Origin of the sequence: Tepidanaerobacter acetatoxydans Re1, assembly GCF_000328765.2 — a bacterium.
Taxonomy (GTDB): Bacteria; Bacillota; Thermosediminibacteria; order Thermosediminibacterales; family Tepidanaerobacteraceae; genus Tepidanaerobacter; species Tepidanaerobacter acetatoxydans.
On the sequence record NC_019954.2, the window covers coordinates 1,184,888 to 1,205,028 of the forward strand.

At 35.4% G+C, this 20,141-nt stretch carries 19 protein-coding genes; all 19 read left to right on the plus strand.

The genetic code is table 11. The features are described 5' to 3' along the window. Positions 1 to 24 precede the first annotated feature (24 nt). The 19 genes from TEPIRE1_RS05635 to TEPIRE1_RS05730 all read left to right on the plus strand — a co-directional run bounded on the left by TEPIRE1_RS05635 (position 25) and on the right by TEPIRE1_RS05730 (position 20,073). Positions 25 to 1,473 (plus strand): UDP-N-acetylmuramoyl-L-alanyl-D-glutamate--2,6-diaminopimelate ligase, encoded by a 1,449-nt coding sequence (locus TEPIRE1_RS05635; RefSeq protein ID WP_013778204.1) that lies wholly within the window; start codon positions 25 to 27, stop codon positions 1,471 to 1,473. Further along, positions 1,470 to 2,858 (plus strand): UDP-N-acetylmuramoyl-tripeptide--D-alanyl-D-alanine ligase, encoded by a 1,389-nt coding sequence (locus tag TEPIRE1_RS05640; protein ID WP_013778205.1) that lies wholly within the window; start codon positions 1,470 to 1,472, stop codon positions 2,856 to 2,858. Before TEPIRE1_RS05635 ends, TEPIRE1_RS05640 begins: the two co-directional genes overlap by 4 nt. Positions 2,859 to 2,898: 40 nt before the next feature. Then, the gene (mraY, locus tag TEPIRE1_RS05645; RefSeq protein WP_048894732.1) at positions 2,899 to 3,819 is read left to right on the plus strand and encodes a phospho-N-acetylmuramoyl-pentapeptide-transferase; all 921 of its coding nucleotides are present in this window, start codon (positions 2,899 to 2,901) and stop codon (positions 3,817 to 3,819) included. Positions 3,820 to 3,872: 53 nt separating this feature from the next. Then, entirely contained in the window at positions 3,873 to 5,228 is a 1,356-nt protein-coding gene (gene murD / locus TEPIRE1_RS05650; protein ID WP_041591527.1) for a UDP-N-acetylmuramoyl-L-alanine--D-glutamate ligase, read from the plus strand. Positions 5,229 to 5,235: 7 nt separating this feature from the next. Beyond that, positions 5,236 to 6,339 (plus strand): stage V sporulation protein E, encoded by a 1,104-nt coding sequence (gene spoVE, locus TEPIRE1_RS05655; RefSeq protein ID WP_023211472.1) that lies wholly within the window; start codon positions 5,236 to 5,238, stop codon positions 6,337 to 6,339. Between the two features lies 1 nt (position 6,340). Then, a complete protein-coding gene (murG, locus tag TEPIRE1_RS05660; RefSeq protein ID WP_013778209.1) occupies positions 6,341 to 7,465 on the plus strand; it encodes an undecaprenyldiphospho-muramoylpentapeptide beta-N-acetylglucosaminyltransferase in 1,125 nt (374 codons plus the stop codon). A gap of 133 nt (positions 7,466 to 7,598) precedes the next feature. Further along, entirely contained in the window at positions 7,599 to 9,005 is a 1,407-nt protein-coding gene (gene murC, locus TEPIRE1_RS05665; protein ID WP_013778210.1) for a UDP-N-acetylmuramate--L-alanine ligase, read from the plus strand. Between the two features lie 5 nt (positions 9,006 to 9,010). Further along, the gene (gene murA, locus TEPIRE1_RS05670; protein ID WP_013778211.1) at positions 9,011 to 10,267 is read left to right on the plus strand and encodes a UDP-N-acetylglucosamine 1-carboxyvinyltransferase; all 1,257 of its coding nucleotides are present in this window, start codon (positions 9,011 to 9,013) and stop codon (positions 10,265 to 10,267) included. 104 nt (positions 10,268 to 10,371) lie between these two features. Beyond that, the gene (locus tag TEPIRE1_RS05675) at positions 10,372 to 11,172 is read left to right on the plus strand and encodes a cell division protein FtsQ/DivIB (protein ID WP_013778212.1); all 801 of its coding nucleotides are present in this window, start codon (positions 10,372 to 10,374) and stop codon (positions 11,170 to 11,172) included. A 3-nt stretch (positions 11,173 to 11,175) separates the two neighbouring features. Further along, positions 11,176 to 11,907: a DUF881 domain-containing protein gene (locus TEPIRE1_RS05680; protein ID WP_013778213.1), complete on the plus strand. Its 732-nt coding sequence runs from the start codon at positions 11,176 to 11,178 to the stop codon at positions 11,905 to 11,907. A 5-nt stretch (positions 11,908 to 11,912) separates the two neighbouring features. Continuing rightward, positions 11,913 to 12,260, plus strand: a complete 348-nt coding sequence (locus TEPIRE1_RS05685) for a small basic family protein (RefSeq protein WP_041591528.1) — start codon at positions 11,913 to 11,915, stop codon at positions 12,258 to 12,260. A gap of 82 nt (positions 12,261 to 12,342) precedes the next feature. After that, a complete protein-coding gene (ftsA, locus tag TEPIRE1_RS05690; protein ID WP_013778215.1) occupies positions 12,343 to 13,560 on the plus strand; it encodes a cell division protein FtsA in 1,218 nt (405 codons plus the stop codon). 18 nt (positions 13,561 to 13,578) lie between these two features. Then, complete coding sequence (ftsZ, locus tag TEPIRE1_RS05695; RefSeq protein WP_013778216.1) at positions 13,579 to 14,631, plus strand: cell division protein FtsZ; 1,053 nt, start codon at positions 13,579 to 13,581, stop codon at positions 14,629 to 14,631. Positions 14,632 to 14,774: 143 nt separating this feature from the next. Next, complete coding sequence (spoIIGA, locus tag TEPIRE1_RS05700) at positions 14,775 to 15,674, plus strand: sigma-E processing peptidase SpoIIGA (protein ID WP_013778217.1); 900 nt, start codon at positions 14,775 to 14,777, stop codon at positions 15,672 to 15,674. Between the two features lie 25 nt (positions 15,675 to 15,699). Then, positions 15,700 to 16,419, plus strand: a complete 720-nt coding sequence (sigE, locus tag TEPIRE1_RS05705; RefSeq protein ID WP_013778218.1) for an RNA polymerase sporulation sigma factor SigE — start codon at positions 15,700 to 15,702, stop codon at positions 16,417 to 16,419. A gap of 79 nt (positions 16,420 to 16,498) precedes the next feature. Then, positions 16,499 to 17,272: an RNA polymerase sporulation sigma factor SigG gene (sigG, locus tag TEPIRE1_RS05710; protein WP_013778219.1), complete on the plus strand. Its 774-nt coding sequence runs from the start codon at positions 16,499 to 16,501 to the stop codon at positions 17,270 to 17,272. A gap of 276 nt (positions 17,273 to 17,548) precedes the next feature. Then, a complete protein-coding gene (locus TEPIRE1_RS05720; protein WP_013778221.1) occupies positions 17,549 to 17,806 on the plus strand; it encodes a YlmC/YmxH family sporulation protein in 258 nt (85 codons plus the stop codon). A 61-nt stretch (positions 17,807 to 17,867) separates the two neighbouring features. After that, on the plus strand, positions 17,868 to 18,323 hold the full coding sequence (gene nrdR, locus TEPIRE1_RS05725) for a transcriptional regulator NrdR (RefSeq protein ID WP_013778222.1): 456 nt from the start codon (positions 17,868 to 17,870) through the stop codon (positions 18,321 to 18,323). 28 nt (positions 18,324 to 18,351) lie between these two features. Beyond that, entirely contained in the window at positions 18,352 to 20,073 is a 1,722-nt protein-coding gene (locus TEPIRE1_RS05730) for a B12-binding domain-containing radical SAM protein (protein WP_013778223.1), read from the plus strand. Positions 20,074 to 20,141: the final 68 nt, after the last annotated feature.

Here is a 20,141-nt window from a genome sequence, read left to right on the forward strand (position 1 = left end):
ATTAGTAAAAAAGAGGGATTACCAGTGAATGCACAAGAACTAATACAGATTATTCCGGACATACTATCAGTAAAAGGTTATACTGATGTGCCGATTGAGTCTATTGACTATAACTCAAAAAGAATAAAAAATGGAGCAATTTTTGTAGCTATTCCAGGCTTTAATTATGACGGACATGATTTTATTCCTGAAGCTCTTGAGCGTGGCGCCGGTGTTGTAATTGGAGAAAAAGCCTTAGATCTGGGAGGAAAACTGTATATAAGAGTTAAAGACAGTCGAAAGGCTCTAGCTTTAAGCTCTGCATGGTTTTATGGATATCCTGCTGATAAATTGAAGTTAATTGGTGTTACAGGTACCAGCGGTAAGACTACTGTAACATATTTAATTAGCGAGATGTTAAAAGATATCGGTATTTGTACAGGCATAATCGGAACAATCGGGAATGTGTTAAATAATCGAAAGTTACCAACATCGCATACTACTCCCGAATCCTTAGAATTAAACCAACTTTTTTCCAAAATGGTAGAAGAAAACATTGAATATTTGGCAATGGAAGTATCCTCACATTCCTTAAAACTGCAGCGAGTGGAAGGAATAAAATTCGATGTGGGAGTTTTTACTAATTTGACCCAAGACCATTTGGATTTTCATAAGACCTTTGAAGATTATTTTAATTCAAAGAAAAAACTCTTTAGTCAATCAAAGCAAGCTGTGATAAATATTGATGACGAGAGCGGTAAAAGATTGTTAAGCATTATTAATATCCCCAGATACACCTATGGTCTGGATAAAAAAGCTGATTTAAGGGCTGAAAATATTCGGATGACAGCTAATGGAGTTTCATATGATTTGGTTTTCAGAAACAAAATTTATCCTGTGTTCTATTCTACCCCGGGATTATTTAGTGTCTATAACTCCTTGGCAGCTATAACTGCAGGAGTGGCTTTAGGTTTTCCGATAGATGACTTAATCAATACTCTCAAAAAAGCAAAGGGAGTTCCCGGCAGGTTTGAACTTGTTGAAAACAATCAAGGAATTATTGTAATAGTAGACTACGCACATAAACCTGATGGCTTGAAAAATGTTTTATTAACAATTAGAGAATTTTGCACTGGGAAAATAATTACTGTTTTTGGCTGCGGAGGCGACAGAGATAAGGGTAAAAGGCCTATTATGGGTAAAATATCCTCAGAGCTTTCAGATTATACAATTATAACTTCGGACAACCCTAGGAGTGAAAAGCCCGAAGCTATAATTGAGCAAATAGAAAGCGGAATCATCGGAGATAATTATGAAAAAATTACTGAACGTGCGGAGGCTATAAAGAAAGCCATTTCCATAGCTAAAAAGGGTGATGCTGTTTTGATAGCCGGCAAGGGACATGAAACTTATCAAATATTTAATGATAAGATTATCCATTTTGATGATAGAGAGGTCGCAAAAGAGTGTTTAAGCAAGGGGTCATTTAAATGAAGGCGCTAACTATTAAAGAAGTTATTAAATATACTAGCGGGGAGTATTTGGGTAATCAATTCAACATACAAATAACGGGGGTTTCTACTGACTCTAGAACAATCAATAAGGGAGAATTATTTGTTCCTTTGACTGGCCCTAATTTTGACGGTCACGATTTTATAGAGCGAGCCTTTGAAAAAGGTGCAGCTGCTATTCTTTGCGATAAAAATAAAAGGAGTAAAGTCGATAATTTACCAATTAAAAATATTATTTTCGTAGATAATCCACAGTCAGCTTTATTGAGTCTTTCGGCATATTATCGAAGGCTCTTCGATATTCCTTTTGTTGCGATTACGGGTAGTGTAGGCAAAACTACTACTAAAGAGATGACTGCCGAAATATTAAATATGAGGTTTAAAGTTTTAAAGACTTCGGGAAATCTTAATAACGAAATAGGTCTGCCACTGACTATTTTTAGGCTGGAGGAAGGTTATCAGGTTGGAGTAGTAGAATTAGGGATGAGTGCTCTTGGAGAGATAAGCCGTATGGCAAGTGTGGTAAGACCCAAGATTGCCGTTATTACGAATATAGGCATTGCACATATAGAAAAACTTGGAAGCAAACAAAATATAGCTCGGGCTAAGATGGAAATCCTTGAACCTTTAGGGGAGAATGATTTAGCTGTTTTAAACGGTGATTGTCAGGAATTATGGGATGCACGAAAAACCATTGTCCCTAAAACGGTATTTTTTGGACAAGAGCGTGGAGATATAAAAGCAAGGAATATAAAATCTAACAGCACAAATGAATTAGAGTTTGATATATATGGCTGCTATGGCGAAATGACATTTAAGGCTTTATTACCTGGAATTCACAATGTTAATAATGCCTTAGCCGCTATAGCCGTTGGCTTTGAAATGGGCCTTACAAAAGAGGAAATACAGCAGGGGTTTTTAAATTTAAAATTACCTGAAATGAGACTTCAGTTTAAAAAATCCTATTTTGGAGCTGACATTATTGATGATGCATATAATGCTAACCCAGACTCTATGAAATCAGCTCTTGATTTTTTACAGCAATACAGCTATGGCAAGAAACGAGCTGTAATATTAGGAGATATGCTGGAACTAGGGGATTTATCTGAAAAAGCCCATTTTGAAATCGGTAAGTATGCGGCTGAAAGGGCAGATATATTTATTGCTGTAGGAAATTACGCTCAAAGTTTTAAGAAGGGAGCTCTGCAAGGTCACTTGGACAGCCGATATATTCATACCTTTTTAACAGTTAAAGAGGCAGTCGGAGAAATAAAAAAACTTGTCGAAGATTGTGATATAATTTTAATAAAAGCATCTAGAGGTATGAAAATGGAACAAATTACGCAGACATTGGTCAGGGGGTCATGAATTGCACATTGAGTTTTATACAGTTATAGTTTCTTATGCTATGACAGCAGCTTTAGGATTATTATTAATCCCTATATTGGAGAAACTTAAATTTGGACAAACAGTTAGAGATGATGGTCCTCAACGCCATTTAAAGAAAATGGGAACACCAACTATGGGAGGTATTATTTTTATTCCGGCTATTGCATTGACAACACTGCTCTTTACCGGTTTTTCATTTGATACATTTGTGGCGATTATTTCAATGATAGGATTTGGTCTTATTGGTTTTGCCGATGATTTTATAAAAATAACCAAAAAAAGGTCTTTGGGGCTTAGAGCAAATCAAAAACTTTTATTTCAGCTAATATTTTCTATTGTGCTGGTATTATACGTGTTTATTAATTATAGCAGACCTACAGAAATTTTACTGCCTTTTTATCCGAAGATGATTAATCTTGGTTTATTTTATATTCCAATAACTATAATCTTTGTTATTATAGGTACAGTAAATAGTGTAAATCTAACAGATGGTTTAGATGGACTGGTTTCGGGTATAGTTGCTATTGTAAGTTTTTTTTATACAGTTTTTTTGATTATAAATGATTATCCAGACTTAGCTATATTCAGTGCAGCCATAACCGGTGCTTGCCTTGGATTTTTGTTATTTAATCATTATCCGGCTAAGGTGTTTATGGGAGATACCGGCTCACTTGGTCTGGGTGGTGCCATAGCATCAATTGCTGTCTTATCTCGCAGCCATTTTTATCTTGCTGTTTTTGGCATAATATTTGTAATTGAAACCCTGTCAGTTATTTTGCAGGTTGTTTTTTTCAAAATAACCGGAAAGAGGATATTCAAGATGAGTCCCATCCACCACCATTTCGAGTTATGTGGATGGAGTGAGCGCAAAGTGGTTCATACTTTCTGGCTAATTACCTTAATTATGGGAATCATAGCTTTTATGATATATAAGGGGTAATTATGAGTTGTTTTGTATCATACAATACTTTAAGAAGAAAGGGGAAATACTTTGTGGAACTTAAGGGAAAAAATGTGCTGATATTAGGGCTGGCACGAAGCGGAATTGCTGCGGCGATGGAACTTGCAAATCTTGGAACAACAGTAACTGCTAGTGATATAAAGCCCAGGAAAGAATTTAAAGATATGAGTTTCTTAGAATCTATAGGTGTTCATCTCGTGTTTGGCGGTCATCCGTTGACACTTTTGAACCAATGCGATCTTATTGTGTTAAGTCCGGGAGTCCCAGACGATTTAGAAATCTTAAAAGAAGCGAAGAAACGCAATATCCCAATTATCAGCGAATTAGAGCTGGGTTACTGGTTTGCCAAAGCACCAATAATTGCCGTTACTGGAACAAATGGTAAAACGACAACGACAACATTAATTGGTGAGATACTGAAAAATGGCGAGAAGAACATTATTTTAGCTGGTAATATCGGAATACCGCTGATAAGAGAAGTGGAGAAAGCTGAAGACAAAGATTATTTAGTGGTAGAGGTTAGCAGCTTTCAATTAGAAAATATTATGCATTTCAGACCTAAGATAAGCGTAATATTAAATATCACCAAAGATCATTTAAATCGACATAAAACCTTTGAAAAATACATAGAGGCAAAAGCAAGAATACTTGAGAATCAAATAGAAGGGGATTATACCGTATTAAATTATGATGATCCTATTGTAAGAACCTTTGCAAAAAAGGCTAAACCGAAAGTTTTATTTTTTAGCCGGAAGGAAGAGCTCGAACGAGGTGCGTACGTAAAAAATGGCGTAATAGTAATAAGAGATAATGGTAAGATATACCCGGTACTTAAAGCCGAGGAATTGGGTATAAAAGGTAGCCATAACCTAGAAAATGCTTTGGCAGCTGCTTGTGTTGCTTGGATAACAAGGATTAATTTAAATAATATGGCAGAGACGATGAAGGATTTCCGCGGCGTGGAGCATCGCTTAGAATTTGTGGCAAATATTGATGGTATAAAGTTTATTAATGATTCTAAAGCTACAAATCCCGATGCCGCTCAAAAGGCTATTGAGGCGTTGGAAGAACCTATTGTGCTCATAGCCGGCGGATATGACAAGAAGAGTGATTATAGTGATTTTATAAAAACGTTTAAAGGAAAAGTTAAAAAACTAATCTTAATAGGTGATACGGCTTCTATTATAGAAGATACTGCTATAAAACATGGTTTTTTTGACATTGAAAAAGCTAACTCATTGCAAGATGCTGTAAAATCTGCTTATAATGCAGCTGCAGCAGGTGATGTAGTGCTTTTATCACCAGCTTGCGCTAGTTGGGATATGTTTGAAAGCTTTGAAGAAAGGGGACGGATTTTTAAAGAAACAGTGCATTCTTTAAAGAGGTGAAGGAGCGATGCGTATGTCCCGAAAGCCGCCTGATTTTGCTATCCTTTTTGCAGTTTTAGCCTTAACGTGTTTTGGAATGATAATGGTCTTTAGTTCCAGCAGTGTAAGGGCGTATTATTATTTTAATGATAGTTTCTATTTTTTAAAGCGTCAACTCATCTGGTCTGTTTTAGGATTTATTGCAATGGTTTTTTTTATGAATTATGATTATTGGAAGATAAAGCAGTATGAAAAACCAATTGTTTTTGTTATGATTTTATTATTAATCTTAGTTCTCATTCCTGGAATTGGCAAAATAGTTAATGATGCACGGCGCTGGATTGGCGTAGGAAATTTAACGTTGCAGCCCTCGGAAATTGCAAAACTGGGCATGATTATATATCTTTCTTGTGGCCTGGAAAGGAAAGGAGATAAAATTAAATCTTTTTTTATAGGTATTCTCCCATTTCTAATAGTAATGGGATGTGTATGTGGTTTAATTCTTAAGGAACCTCATCTAAGTGCGGCAGTGCTTATAGGGATGACGACACTTGTAATACTGTTTGTCGCAGGGGCTAGAATTATACACATGGCAAGTTTGGGGATTGTAGGTTCCGCTTTGGCACTAGTGCTAATCGTTAAGAAACCTTACAGACTCAGAAGGCTTCTTTCATTTTTAGATCCATGGAAGAATCCCAGCGATGGAGGATATCATATCATACAGTCCTTATATGCACTGGGTTCAGGAGGCTTAATTGGGGTAGGTCTTGGCAGAAGCAGACAAAAATTTTTTTATCTTCCGGAGCCACAAACAGATTTTATATTTTCGGTTATAGGTGAAGAATTAGGCTTTTTAGGAGCAGCCTTTGTAATATTGTTGTTCATGTTTTTCATTTGGAGGGGTTACAGAATAGCTATGTCAGCCCCGGATATGTTCGGAAAATTGGTGGCAACAGGCATAACTACACTTATAACACTGCAGTTTTTAATAAATGTAGCCGTTGTAACAGCTTCGGTGCCTGTAACAGGAATGCCTCTACCCTTTATAAGTTATGGCGGTTCTTCACTGACTATTACTATGTCCCAGGTAGGTATTTTATTAAATATTTCCAAATATACGGAGGTTAAGTGAAATGCCCCCCAAAAAAAATAAGAAAATTATCTTGGCAGGTGGTGGTACAGGCGGGCATATTTACCCTGCCATAGCTATTGCAACAGGGTTGAAACAGGAATTTCCGGATTCTGATATTCTTTTTATTGGAACAAACAAAGGTCTTGAAAAGGAATTGGTTAAAAAAGCCGGATTTTCCTTAAAAACCATAAGAGTAAAAGGCTTTCAAAGAAAACTATCTTTTGATACAATTATATCCGTTAAGGAACTGGCACTTAGCGCTATAGATTCAGTTAACATAATAAAGAAAGAAAAACCGGATATAGTTATTGGGACAGGAGGATATGTAGCTGGTCCCGTAGTGTTTTTTGCCTCACTTATGGGAGTTCATACCGCTATTCACGAACAAAATGTTACACCGGGTATAACAAATAGAATTTTATCTAAGTTTGTTGAGAAAGTTTTTATCAGTTTTCCGGATTCGCTGAAGTATTTTCCCAAAAATAAGACAGTGCTAACAGGAAATCCAGTACGAAACGAAATTACTAAAAGTATACGCTCCCAAGCTTTAAAAAAGTTTGGATTACTATTAAATATTCCTACAGTACTCTGTTTTGGAGGCAGTCAGGGAGCCGCGCGCTTAAATGATGCTATTCTTTATATTATTAACGAAATTAAAGATACAAAACGATTTCAACTGATACATATCACAGGAATAAATCATTATGAAAAGACAATAGACTTGTTAGCAAATAAAGGGATAGATTTAAGTAAGTTAGGGCACATTATTATAAGGCCATATATTCATGAGATGCAAGACGCTTATGCTGTTGCTGATTTAGTTATTTCAAGAGCAGGAGCGCTTAGCATATCAGAATTGAATGCATGTGGCAAACCGGCAATTTTAATCCCACTTCCTACAGCAGCTAACCGTCACCAGGATTTCAACGCTAAGTTTATGGAGGAAAACGGTGCTGCTATAGTTATTTCTGAAGCAAGTCTTTCAGGGGAAAAGCTTCTTGACACAATTAGTAATATTATTTTTGACCAAAAACGTTTACATCAGATGGCGGCAGCTAGCAAGAACTTAGCAAGAGAGGATGCACTTGAAAAGATTTTAGCCGAGATAGTGAAATTGGTAAAGTAAGTGAAATATTTACTTAAGTTATACAGTATGTTAATATAAATTTGTACAAGTGCTATGATAGTAACACCTTAATTTTTTTTGCATAATATATTATATATAATAATTGTTTGGTCTCATGGAAGGAGCGAATGATTTGACAGGAAATAGTAATCGAATTCATTTTATCGGAATTGGCGGCACAGGCATGAGTGGTATAGCAAAAATTTTGATGAATATGGGATATACCGTTTCAGGTTCCGATTTAAAAGTATCAGAAGCCTTAATTCGACTTAGAGATGCCGGCGCCCGGGTCTTTATTGGTCATAACGCCTCAAATGTTGAAGGAGCTGATATAGTAGTTGTATCATCTGCCATACCAAAGGCAAATCCGGAATATATAAGAGCTATTGAATCCAATATTCCCGTAATACATCGAGCCGATATGCTGAGCTTATTGATGACTCCTAAAAAAGGAATTGCCATAACCGGAGCTCATGGGAAAACAACAACTACTTCGATGATTTCATTAATAATGGAAAAAAATGGATTCGATCCTACTGTCATAATAGGCGGAGAATTGAATGATATAGGTGGAAATGCCACTTTGGGAAAAGGAGAGTATTTGGTAGCTGAAGCTGATGAAAGTGATGGCTCTTTCATGAAACTACATCCACATATAGCAGTTATTACAAATATAGAAAACGATCATATGGATTATTACAAAAATATGAATTCGATGAAGAAAGCATTTAAAAAATTTATAGATAATGTGAACAAAGACGGATTTATTATTTTTGGTAATGATAATAAGCACGTTCAGGAATTGGTAAAAGAAACCAATAAAGAGTATTATACCGTTGGAATTAATTATCCGTCGGATTTTATGGCGAAAAATGTTAAAATGAATGGATTAATAACACATTTTGACGTATGTTTTAGAGAAAAATTATTGGGCAAAGTCGAACTACATGTACCCGGCCTTCATAATATACTTAATGCAACCACTGCTATAGCCGTAGGAAATCGCATAGGTATTGATATGGAAGGTATGATTGAAGCAATAAAAACATTTCGAGGGGTACAGCGAAGGTTTCAAATCATCAGTGATATCAGAGGGATAAAAGTTATCGATGATTATGCACATCATCCCACAGAAATAAAAGCTACGCTGAGAGCTGCTAGAAACTGTAATCCTAAAAAAATCTATGCAATTTTCCAACCTCATAGGTATACCAGAACTCAATTGTTGGCAGAAGAATTTGGAGCTGCATTTATAGATGCAGATGAGGTAATAATTACCAGCATTTATAGTGCCGGTGAACAGCCGATAAAAGGGGTATCTTCTGCACTTATAATCAATTCGTTGAAAAGAAATGAGAAAAATGTTGTATTTATAGAGAATAAAGAAGATATTGCGGACTATATACTTGATAGAGCTATGCCGGGAGATTATATTTTAACTATAGGGGCGGGAGATATAAATAAGATTGCCTATAATATTGCAGATAAGTTAGAAGCTTGCCCGAAGGAGGTAATTGGTGAATTTCGGGAGGTGAATTAAGCGGGATGTATATTATAAAGGGCGGAGAAACTCTTTATGGGAAAATAAGGGTTCAAGGTTCAAAAAACTCCAGTCTCCCAATATTAGCCGCAAGCATATTAAATGGACGAAAAAATACAATTAGAGATGTGCCAAAAATTAAAGATATTGCGGTAATGACTGAAATTTTGTCATATCTTGGTGCTGATATAATTAGAGATAATAATCTAATGGTAGTTGATTCTGGAAATGTTAACTGTTCTGATGTTCCCGAACACCTAATGAGAGAAATGCGTTCATCTATAGTTCTTATGGGTGCCTTGCTGGGGAGATTTGGTAAGGCTAAGGTTTCATACCCCGGCGGATGCGAAATAGGACCTAGGCCAATTGACTTGCATCTAAAAGGTCTTGCTCAGATGGGTGTGGAATTTGGTGAAGGTCATGGCTTTATTTATGCAAAAACCGATAAGCTAAGGGGTGCGGATATTCACCTTGATTTTCCAAGTGTGGGGGCTACGGAGAATATAATGTTGGCAGGAGTACTTGCACAAGGAACTACTATAATAAGAAATGTGGCAAAAGAACCGGAAATCGTAGATTTACAAAATTTTTTAAACCGAATGGGAGCAAACATAAAAGGTGCAGGTACCGATACTATAAAAATAGAAGGATGTAAAATCGACGATTTGCAGCAGGTAGAGGATTACACAATAATTCCCGATAGAATTGCTGCCGGAACATATCTTGTAGCAGCGGCCATCACGAATGGCCATATCTGGCTCACAAATGTTATTGCCGAACACGTGGAACCTATTTTGGCTAAATTGAGAGAAATGGGCTGTATGATAAATTGCAGCAATGGTGTAATTGAGTTATATGTAAATAAGCCATTAAATTCGCTAGACAGCTTGAGAACATTGCCGTATCCGGGTTTTCCCACAGATATGCAAGCACCGATGATGGCTCTTTTGTCAACAGTAGAAGGCACATCGATTCTTGTGGAAACTGTTTTTGAAAATAGATTTAAACATGCACAGGAGCTCAGAAGAATGGGAGCAAATATCTCCATAAACGGTAACACTGCAATAATCAAAGGGGTTGACAAACTTACCGGTGCCATGGTGGAAGCAAAAGATCTTCGTGCAGGTGCAGCACTTATAATAGCTGCTTTAGCTGCAGAAGGAGAAACATATGTGGAAGGTGTATGCCATATAGAACGAGGATATGAAAACATAGAAGACAATTTAGCGGCTCTAGGTGCTAAAATTGTCAAAAAAGACTAAATAAAGCATAAATATTCATAATGTGATATAATTTACTGCAAAAACAGTCTTTTTTATTTGCGGTAAATATTATTTTCTATTGAAAAAAAGGACAAGTGGTCGTTATGTACGAACGAAATCAAACCAGATATAATATTCATCATAATAGAATAAAAAGGAAAATCAACTATAAAAGACTATTGTTACCGATTAGTTTTTTATGTATAATAACATTGATACTAATAGCATCCAGCTCTCTTTTTGCCATTGAAGATATTAAAGTGAAAGGTAACAACAATATATCTACCAAGGAAATATTAAAGTCAATCAATTATTATATGGGTGTAAATTTATTAACCGTTAAACCCAGGCAGGTAAAAGAAGCCATACAAGAAACGATGCCTATTGAGGATGTTATTGTAAAGTATGAGCTTCCGCATACTCTTATTCTTGAAATAAAAGAAAGAGAGATTTCGGCTGCTTTAAATTACTTGGATGGTTTTGTATTAATAGATTCTAACGGCTTCATTGTCAAACTGGCATCAAAGCTTGAAAATTATTCAGTACCAATAGTGACTGGCCTTAAAGTAGTTAAGGCAAAAGTTGCAGAAAAACCGTTGTTAGAAGAAAATACAGCTCATTTTAAAGTACTGCTTAGTCTGATTGAATCGTTAAAACCAATATTACAAGAACTCTCAGAAATCAATATTGTGGTTGATGACAATCACAATGCAAACTTTTATTTATATACTTTGGATGGATACCAAGTTTTTTTAGGTGAATTTAATGATAAAAAAATAACAATTCTACAGACCTTGCTGCAAGATGTAAGAAAAAAGGGTATGGGAACAGGTTTGTTAGACATAAGTCATAATACACCAATTTTTAAACCCTTTCATATAGAACCCGAGGAGGAGAAGGAATAAATTATGAAAGATACTACTAAAGCACATTTTGCTATATCTGTCGTCTGCTTTATATTAGGTATGTTGCTTGTAGCTCAATTTAGAAGTGTTCAAATAAGCGGTGGTACTGCAATTTCCCTTCAAAGAGCTCAAGAGCTGTCTACACAACTAAAAACCGTTACAGAGGAACGAGATATGTATAAAAAGGAGTTATTAGAACTTAGAAATAGACTTGCTGAGTACGAAAATGCAGCCTCTAAAACAAGCAGCTTGACTGAAACTATGAAAAAGGAATTGGAAAAAGTTCGAATGTTAGCAGGACTAACGGCAGGAACTGGGCAAGGCGTAATTATTACTCTCGATGATAGTAATTTGCCACGACAGCCCGGTGAAGACCCAAACTTGTTTTTGATTCATGATGAGGACCTTTTAAAAGTAATTAATGAGTTGTTTGCTGCAGGTGCAGAGGCGATTTCGGTAAACGGGCAACGTATTATAGCCAATAGTGAGATAAGATGTGTAGGGCCCACTATTATTATTAATTCAGTAAAACTTGCACCACCTTTTATTATTCAAGCTATAGGTGATCCTGATATACTAGAAACTTCCCTTAAAATGCGAGGGGGAGTTATCGAATCGCTACAGGTTTTTGGGATACAAATAAATATAAAAAAGCAGGATAAAATTGACATGCCGGCTTATACCGGGCCGATTCAGTTTAAATATTTCGAACCTGTTAAGGCAGGTGAAATGTAAACATGATGATATATCCGTTTATAGGTTTTGCCTTGGGTTTACTGGTTGGTTTTAAATTGCCTATTTCGGTACCTGTTATATATGCACCTTATGTTTCGATTTCAATCCTAGCTGCTTTAGATTCGGTCCTTGGCGGTATAAAGGCGATGGAGGAAGATAATTTTGACACTAGTATATTTGTATCGGGTTTTTTTATCAACACTCTTATGGCAGGATTTTTAGCTTATTTTGGAGACCGACTGGGGATACAGTTGTATCTTGCTGCGATTTTTGCTTTTGGTGTAAGGATATTCCAAAATCTTGCGATTATACGCCGCAGCATAATTAAAAGATTATTTTCTAAAAATAATTAAAAATAAAAAGGAAAATTTGGTTTGCATATAGAACTTTTAATAATTAAAGCAACCTGCCCGAGAGGGAAGGGGAGGTGTAAAGTTGGGAAAAGGCAACATTATAGCTAGTTTAGACCTTGGAACTTCTAAGACATGCTGCATGGTAGGAGAAATAACTCGCTCAGGCGATATAGATATTTTAGGATATGGTATTTCTGAAGCTTTAGGAATCAAAAAAGGTGTAGTAATTAATATTGATTTAGTGGTTCAAAGTATATTAAAGGCCGTTAATATTGCAGAACAAATGTCAAATACAAAAATAAGCCATGTAGCTGTAGGACTATCAGGAGGTAATATTTCGCTCTTGACAAATCGAGGGGTTGTTGCTATTCCCAGAAATGAAAGTGAAATAACACCTCAAGATGTAGAAAGAGTGATTCAAGCTGCAAAAATAATGGCTATACCCTATGACAGAGAAATTATAGATGTAATACCACGAGAGTTTATCGTAGACGGATGTGATGGTATAAAGGATCCGGTTGGTATGGCGGGAACAAGGCTGGAGGTTTCCGCATGCATCGTTTTAGGTCTTTTGACAGCAGTACAAAACATTGTCAGATGTGTGCAAAGGGCTGGCTTATCTGTGGAATCTATGATTCTAAGACCTTTAGCGGCAGCCGAAATGCTGCTTACGGAAGACGAAATGGATATGGGGGTAGTGCTAGTAGATGTAGGTGCGGGTACCACAGAAATTGCTGTTTTTCAAGAGGGATGTATAACTGGTTATGACATGATTCCTATAGGTGGGGATCTTATTACAAATGATATAGCTATTGGATTACGATTACCATATTCTTATGCTGAAGAAATCAAGCGTAAATATGCGTGTGCATTGCCGCATATGGCATCTGACAAGCCTGATATAGAAATCCAGAGTTTAGGAGATTCTTTTTCAAGAAAAATTTCACAGAAAGATTTAACTGCAGTTGTGGAACCGCGTGTCCAAGAAATTCTATCTTATATTACCAGAAGCATAAAAGACTTTGATCTTAAAGCTATACTGCCTGCCGGCATTGTTTTTACAGGAGGAGGCTTAGTACATATACAAGGGGCTATGGAAATGTCTCAACAATTGCTGAATTTACCTGTTAGGTTAGGGACCACTGATTCCTATGACAGAGATCAGACTTTTACAATAGCTTTGGGTTTACTGAACTATCTTATAAAGCATAGGGCTTTTGATTTAAGTTCAACTACGAAAGAAAGAACGGCTTATGGACTTCTAGAAAGAGTAAAGAGGATATTAAGAGAGTATTTTTAAAGTTTGGGAGGTATTAACGTGTTAGATTTTGATGTTGAGATGGAACAATTCGCGAATATCAAGGTAATAGGAATTGGTGGTGGCGGTAATAATGCAATAAATCGAATGATAGATGCAGGCCTGAAGGGAGTAGAGTTCATTTCGGTTAATACTGATGCCCAGGCTCTTTACTTATCCAAAGCCGACAAAAAGATACAAATTGGTGAGAAACTCACTAAAGGCCTTGGTGCAGGAGCCAACCCCGAAATTGGCAAGAAAGCGGCAGAAGAGAGTAAGGATATAGTTGAAGAAGCTCTTGGTGGTGCCGATATGATTTTCATTACTGCAGGAATGGGCGGAGGAACCGGAACCGGTGCTGCACCGGTAATTGCTGAGATATCTAAAAGTCTCGGCATATTGACAGTTGGTGTAGTAACAAAACCTTTCTCATTTGAAGGCAAAAAGCGAATGGCCAACGCAGAACTAGGAATAAGTGATATAAAGAATAATGTTGATACTTTAATTACTATCCCCAATGATAGGCTTTTATCAATAGCAGAAAAGAAGACTTCAATGATTGATGCTTTTAAAATGGCGGATGACATACTTAGACAAGGAGTTCAAGGTATTTCTGATTTAATCGCTGTGCCAGGCTTGATTAATTTAGATTTTGCCGATGTAAGGACGATAATGTTGAGCACGGGTCTAGCTCATATGGGAATCGGTAAAGGCTCCGGAGAGAGCCGAGCTATTGAAGCTGCAAAACAAGCCATATCAAGTCCTTTACTGGAAACATCCATAGACGGCGCAAAAGGTGTACTGCTGAACATTACAGGAGGAGCAAATCTTGGTTTGCTTGAAGTTAATGAGGCTGCTGAACTTATATCGTCAGTTGCTGACCCGGAAGCTAATATAATATTTGGAGCAGTTATCGATGAAAAACTACAGGATGAAATAAGAATTACGGTTATTGCGACAGGTTTTGAAACCGTAAAAGAAAAGCCTTTAGAAATAGAAGAATTTGAAGTTGGACAATTTATGGACGAAGACCTTGAGATTCCTGCATTTTTGAGGAAGAATAGAAAAAGATAGGAGCGCAAAAAAGCGCTCTTTTTTTTTATGCAATAAATTAAGAAGTGACATTTTTTTAATAAACATGATGTTAAAATAATCATAATGGATTAAAAAAATGCATATAAATTTTTTATAGGCTGGTCTTGTTAAGAGGTGGACATATGATTCTTTACTTTGATGTTGTTTTGTTTATAAATCTAATTATGAATTATGTAATATTGTACCTTGTTGCCTTGATTTTGAATAAGGAAAAAGTATATTATAAATTATTTTTGGGTGCAGTGCTGGGTTGTATATTTTTGATAGGAATGGTATATCCGAAATTTGCATTCTTAACAAAGCTGCCCTCTAAAATCATATTATCAATTGCTATGGTTTTTATAAGTTTTTCTACGAAAAATATAAGAGACTTTTTAAAAACCATTAGCTTTTTATATATTATATCATTTATGATGGGCGGAGGTGTATTGGCATTCTTTTTTTTGTTAAATCTCCAAGAAAGTTCACTAATTAATAACATTATATTTAATAGTATTTCAATTCCTTGGTGGATATTACTTGTTTCTGCATTTACAGTGTTTGTATTTTTAAAATATATATGGCCTATAATATATAGGATATTGTCTAAGGATGCTCTGCTAGTTCTTATAACTATTGTTTTGGATGAAAAAACCACGGAAGTTACTGCCTTGATTGATACAGGCAATGATCTTTTTGACCCAATATCGAATTATCCGGTTATTATCGTTGAATTGAACGCTGTTAAAAATATCTTCGGTATGGATTTTGATGTTGTTTTTGAAGAAGGTATAGAAAAAAACCTCGCAGCAATCAGCGAGTTGGCAGCTAATTCAAAGTGGGCTAGTAGATTTAGAGTAATACCTTTTGAAAGTATTGGAAGAAATAAAGGCTTAATGTTGGGATTCAAACCTGATTCAGTGACCATAAAATATGATAAAAAAATTTTGACGACTAAGGATGCTGTAATTGGTATATATCAAAAAACTCTCTCACACGAAGGAACTTACAGAGCTTTATTAAATCCTATCCTCATAAACTGAATGGAAAAAGTATGGAGGGGAAATTATGATAAAGTCTACTAAAATCAAAACAAAATTGATGAATTTATTAAAAAAATTGGGAATATTACAGAAGCCGGTTATTTATTACATTGGAGGCAGCGAAACTTTACCTCCTCCGCTGACTAGTGATGAAGAAGTTTTTTATTTAAAAAAATTGCAAATGGGAGATCAAACGGTTAAGACAGTTTTAATTGAGCGAAACTTACGGCTGGTAGTTTATATTGCTCGTAAGTTTGAAAATACTGGTATATGTATAGAAGATTTGATTTCCATCGGAACCATAGGTCTTATAAAAGCAATTAATACATTTGATCCTAATAAAAAAATCAAACTTGCTACATATGCTTCAAAATGTATTGAAAATGAAATATTGATGTATTTAAGGAGAAATAATAAGACTAGAATGGAAGTATCTTTTGACGAACCGCTTAATATTGATTGGGATGGCAATGAGCTGTTATTATCTGATATATTAGGAACAGACAATGATATGATTTATAAATATATTGAAGATGAAGTTGATAGAGAATTGCTTTATACTGCTATGAAAAGATTATCACAAAGGGAACGATGTATAATAAAACTTCGTTTTGGTTTGAATGGTGGTGTCGAAAAGACTCAGAAAGAAGTAGCGGATCTTTTAGGTATATCGCAATCTTATATTTCTCGGTTAGAAAAGAAAATAATAAAAAGGCTAAAAAAAGAAATGGTTCGTATGATGTAATTTGAGTTAAATTATGCATAAAAACTCCTCCTAATGGCAAAACTTTAAATGAAGACTGGAAAGACAGGAGGAGGTTTCTATGATTGTAAATAAAGTTGAGATATGCGGAGTTGATACTTCAAAACTTCCGGTCCTTTCCAATGCGAAGATGAAGGAGCTGTTTTTACAGCTTCAAAAAGGCGATAAAAGCGCCAGAGAGAAACTAATTAGTGGTAATTTAAGACTGGTTTTAAGTGTAATACAAAGATTTAATAATCGTGGAGAATACGTGGATGATTTATTTCAAGTTGGCTGTATTGGTTTAATAAAGGCTATAGATAACTTCGATCTGAGCCAAAATGTAAAATTTTCAACATATGCTGTTCCAATGATAATCGGTGAAATACGTAGGTATTTGAGAGACAATAATCAAATAAGAGTAAGTCGTTCTCTTAGAGACACTGCATATAAAGCTCTTCAAGTAAGAGATAGCTTGGTTACCAAAAACTCTAGAGAACCGTCCATAAATGAAGTGGCGAAAGAGATGAATATGCCCAGCGAAGAAGTCGTATTTGCACTAGATGCTATCCAGGAACCGGTTTCTCTATTTGAACCAATCTATCATGATGGGGGAGATCCAATCTTTGTCATGGATCAAATAAGTGACGAGAAAAATCAAGATGACCAATGGCTTCAAGGCATATCTATTAAGGAAGCAATGCAAAGACTGGGTGAAAGAGAAAAGAAGATTTTAAATTTAAGATTCTTTGAAGGGAAAACACAGATGGAGGTTGCCCAGGAAATTGGCATATCACAGGCACAGGTTTCCCGACTTGAAAAAGCAGCACTTAAGCATATGAGGAAATTTATATAAATGGAGATGATGCAGATGCGGTTGTGTATAAATAGATGTATTGTATTAGCTGTAACATTTCTAGTTTTAATGAATTTCTATTTAGCACCTAAGAGCGTTGTTGCATATAATACCAAAAATTTAACCACGATGAATATTATGGCAAAACAAGATATAACAAAAAGTGTTAGCAAAAACTAAGGTCTTTTAAGACCTTAGTTTTTTTATTCACGTTTTTTGTATTTCAGTAATATACTTATATATGATAATATAATATAAATTACGGAGGTTGTATATATGATTAAGACATCAGATTTAAAACAAAGAGAGGTCATAAATATAACTGATGGTAAAAGACTGGGTTTTGTTACAGATTTGGATATTGATTTAGAGAAAGGTGTAGTAAAGTCTATAATAATTCCCGGACAAAATAAAGTATTCAGTTTTTTTTCTAAGTCAGGAGATTATGTAATACCGTGGGAACAAATAAAAAGAATAGGATCCGATGTTATTCTAGTGGAATTAGATTATATTAATCCAACAAGGCTAGAATGATTGAAATTGCTTTATATTTGCCGGGAGAAGCTTTATAATAGTTGTAAAAGGAGGTGGCTGAATGAAATGCCCGTTTTGCGGAAATACCGACAGCAAGGTTATGGATTCAAGGCCAACAGAGGAAGGAACTATAATACGACGGCGTCGGGAATGCCCTTCATGCAAAAAAAGATTTACAACTTATGAAAGGGTTGATGAGTTACCGCTGACTGTGATAAAAAAGAGCGGAATGCGGGAGGTCTTTGATCCGCATAAAATAATAAACGGTTTAATTAAAGCCTGTGAAAAAAGGCCCATTTCTATAGACGACCTCCAAAACATTGCAAATGATATAGAAAAAGAGCTAAAAAATACGATGGAACAGGAAATTGAAAGTCGCAGGATTGGCGAGATGGTAATGGATAGACTAAAGGAAATGGATGAAGTGGCTTATGTCCGATTCGCATCGGTCTATAGACAATTTAAAGATATAGATTCTTATATTGAGGAAATAAAAAAATTAAAAAACAATAAGTAATTATTTTATGCTTTATGGAGGCAGTTAAATGACCGGAAAGTATCAGGACAAAGTTATCATAAAAAATATTATATCCAGTGAAACAGCTTTTACGCCTGTAAAAACCATAGGATCTGTGCCTGTAAATGTTTCATTAGTATATCCAAATACTTACAGTATCGGAATGTCTAATCTGGGATTTCATTCTATATTTTTTCAGATAAATTCAAGAGAAGATGCATTGTGCCACAGAGCTTTTCTTTCTTTAAAGAATAGTTATCCTTGTGAAATTAATACATTGGAAGCGGACAAACCTATAAATGAATATGACATTATTGGTTTTTCCATATCTTTTGAAATGGATTATATAAATATTATCAAAATCCTTGAAACGATGAAGATTCCGGTTTTTTCGCAAGACAGACAAACACCATTAATAATGGTCGGTGGACCTGCAGCCACTTTTAATCCAGAACCGCTAGCACCTTTTGTGGATTTTTTTGTTGTCGGCGAAGGCGAAGAAGTAATTCATGAAATAATGGGAAAATATAAGGAATTGAAGAACAGGGAAAAACAGGAGATACTTGAAGCTTTAGCACAAATAGAGGGAGTTTACGTTCCTTCTTTTTATGATATTGAATATGATAGGGAAGGCAATGTTCAGAACATAACAACTACATCTCTTGCACCGAGGCAAATAAAAAAACGATGGGTAAGAGATATAAACAAGTATGATACCGAATCGGTTATTTTAACGCCTTATACTGAATTTAAGGATATGTTTTTAATAGAGATATCAAGAGGATGCGGCAGAAATTGTAGATTTTGTATGGCAGGATATTGTTATAGAGTCCCTCGCTATAGATCTATGGATAAAATATTGGAACGATCGGAATTTGGCCTAAAATACAAAGGAAAAATTGGGCTTGTTGGAGCGGCTGTTTCAGATTATCCCTTTATTGATGAGCTCGCCGAAAAGTTTGTAGAAAACGGTATTAAATTTTCAGTATCGTCCCTAAGGGCCGATACATTACGAGAGCCTTTGATGATGGGACTTGCCTATAGCGGACATAAAACATTAACCGTTGCACCTGAAGCCGGTTCTAATAGGTTAAGAAAAATTATAAATAAAGGGATTACAGATGAACATGTAATAAATGCTGTAAAGTTGGCATATCAATATAGCATTGAAAATGTGAAATTATATTACATCATAGGCTTACCGGGAGAAACTGAGGATGATATAGATGAAATGATAGATTTTTTAACATTTTTAAAGGATTACATGAAAGCATTGGGAAATAAGCGCGGTAACCTTACTATAAGTATAAACCCTTTTATCCCAAAACCCTTTACTCCTTTTCAGTGGCTAGGAATGGAGTCCGTGGGAGTATTAAATGAAAGGATTAAATTAATACAAAACCGTTTAAAACCCAAGGGAATCAAAGTAATTTTTGAAAGTCCCCGCCTTTCTGAAATTCAATCTGCTCTTTCCCGAGGAAATCGACAAACAGGTCTGCTGCTTTATGATATATATAAAAGCGGTGCTAGAACTTCAGCCTTTAATAAAGCAGAAATTGACGGCAAAGGGATAAAATATTATGCACATAGACAATTACGCAAGAATGATGTTTTACCATGGGACCATATTAATTTAGGTTTAAAAAAGGAATATTTTATTTCTGAATATAATAGAGCAATCAAAGGCGAAGCTACGGCAAGATGTACTGATGAAAAATGCAAAGTATGTAAGATTTGTCAGCATAAATAGAATAGGTAAAACGCATATAAAGTTTCAATCTAAGCTACATTAATTTGTGTAGCTTTTTTTATTGTTTT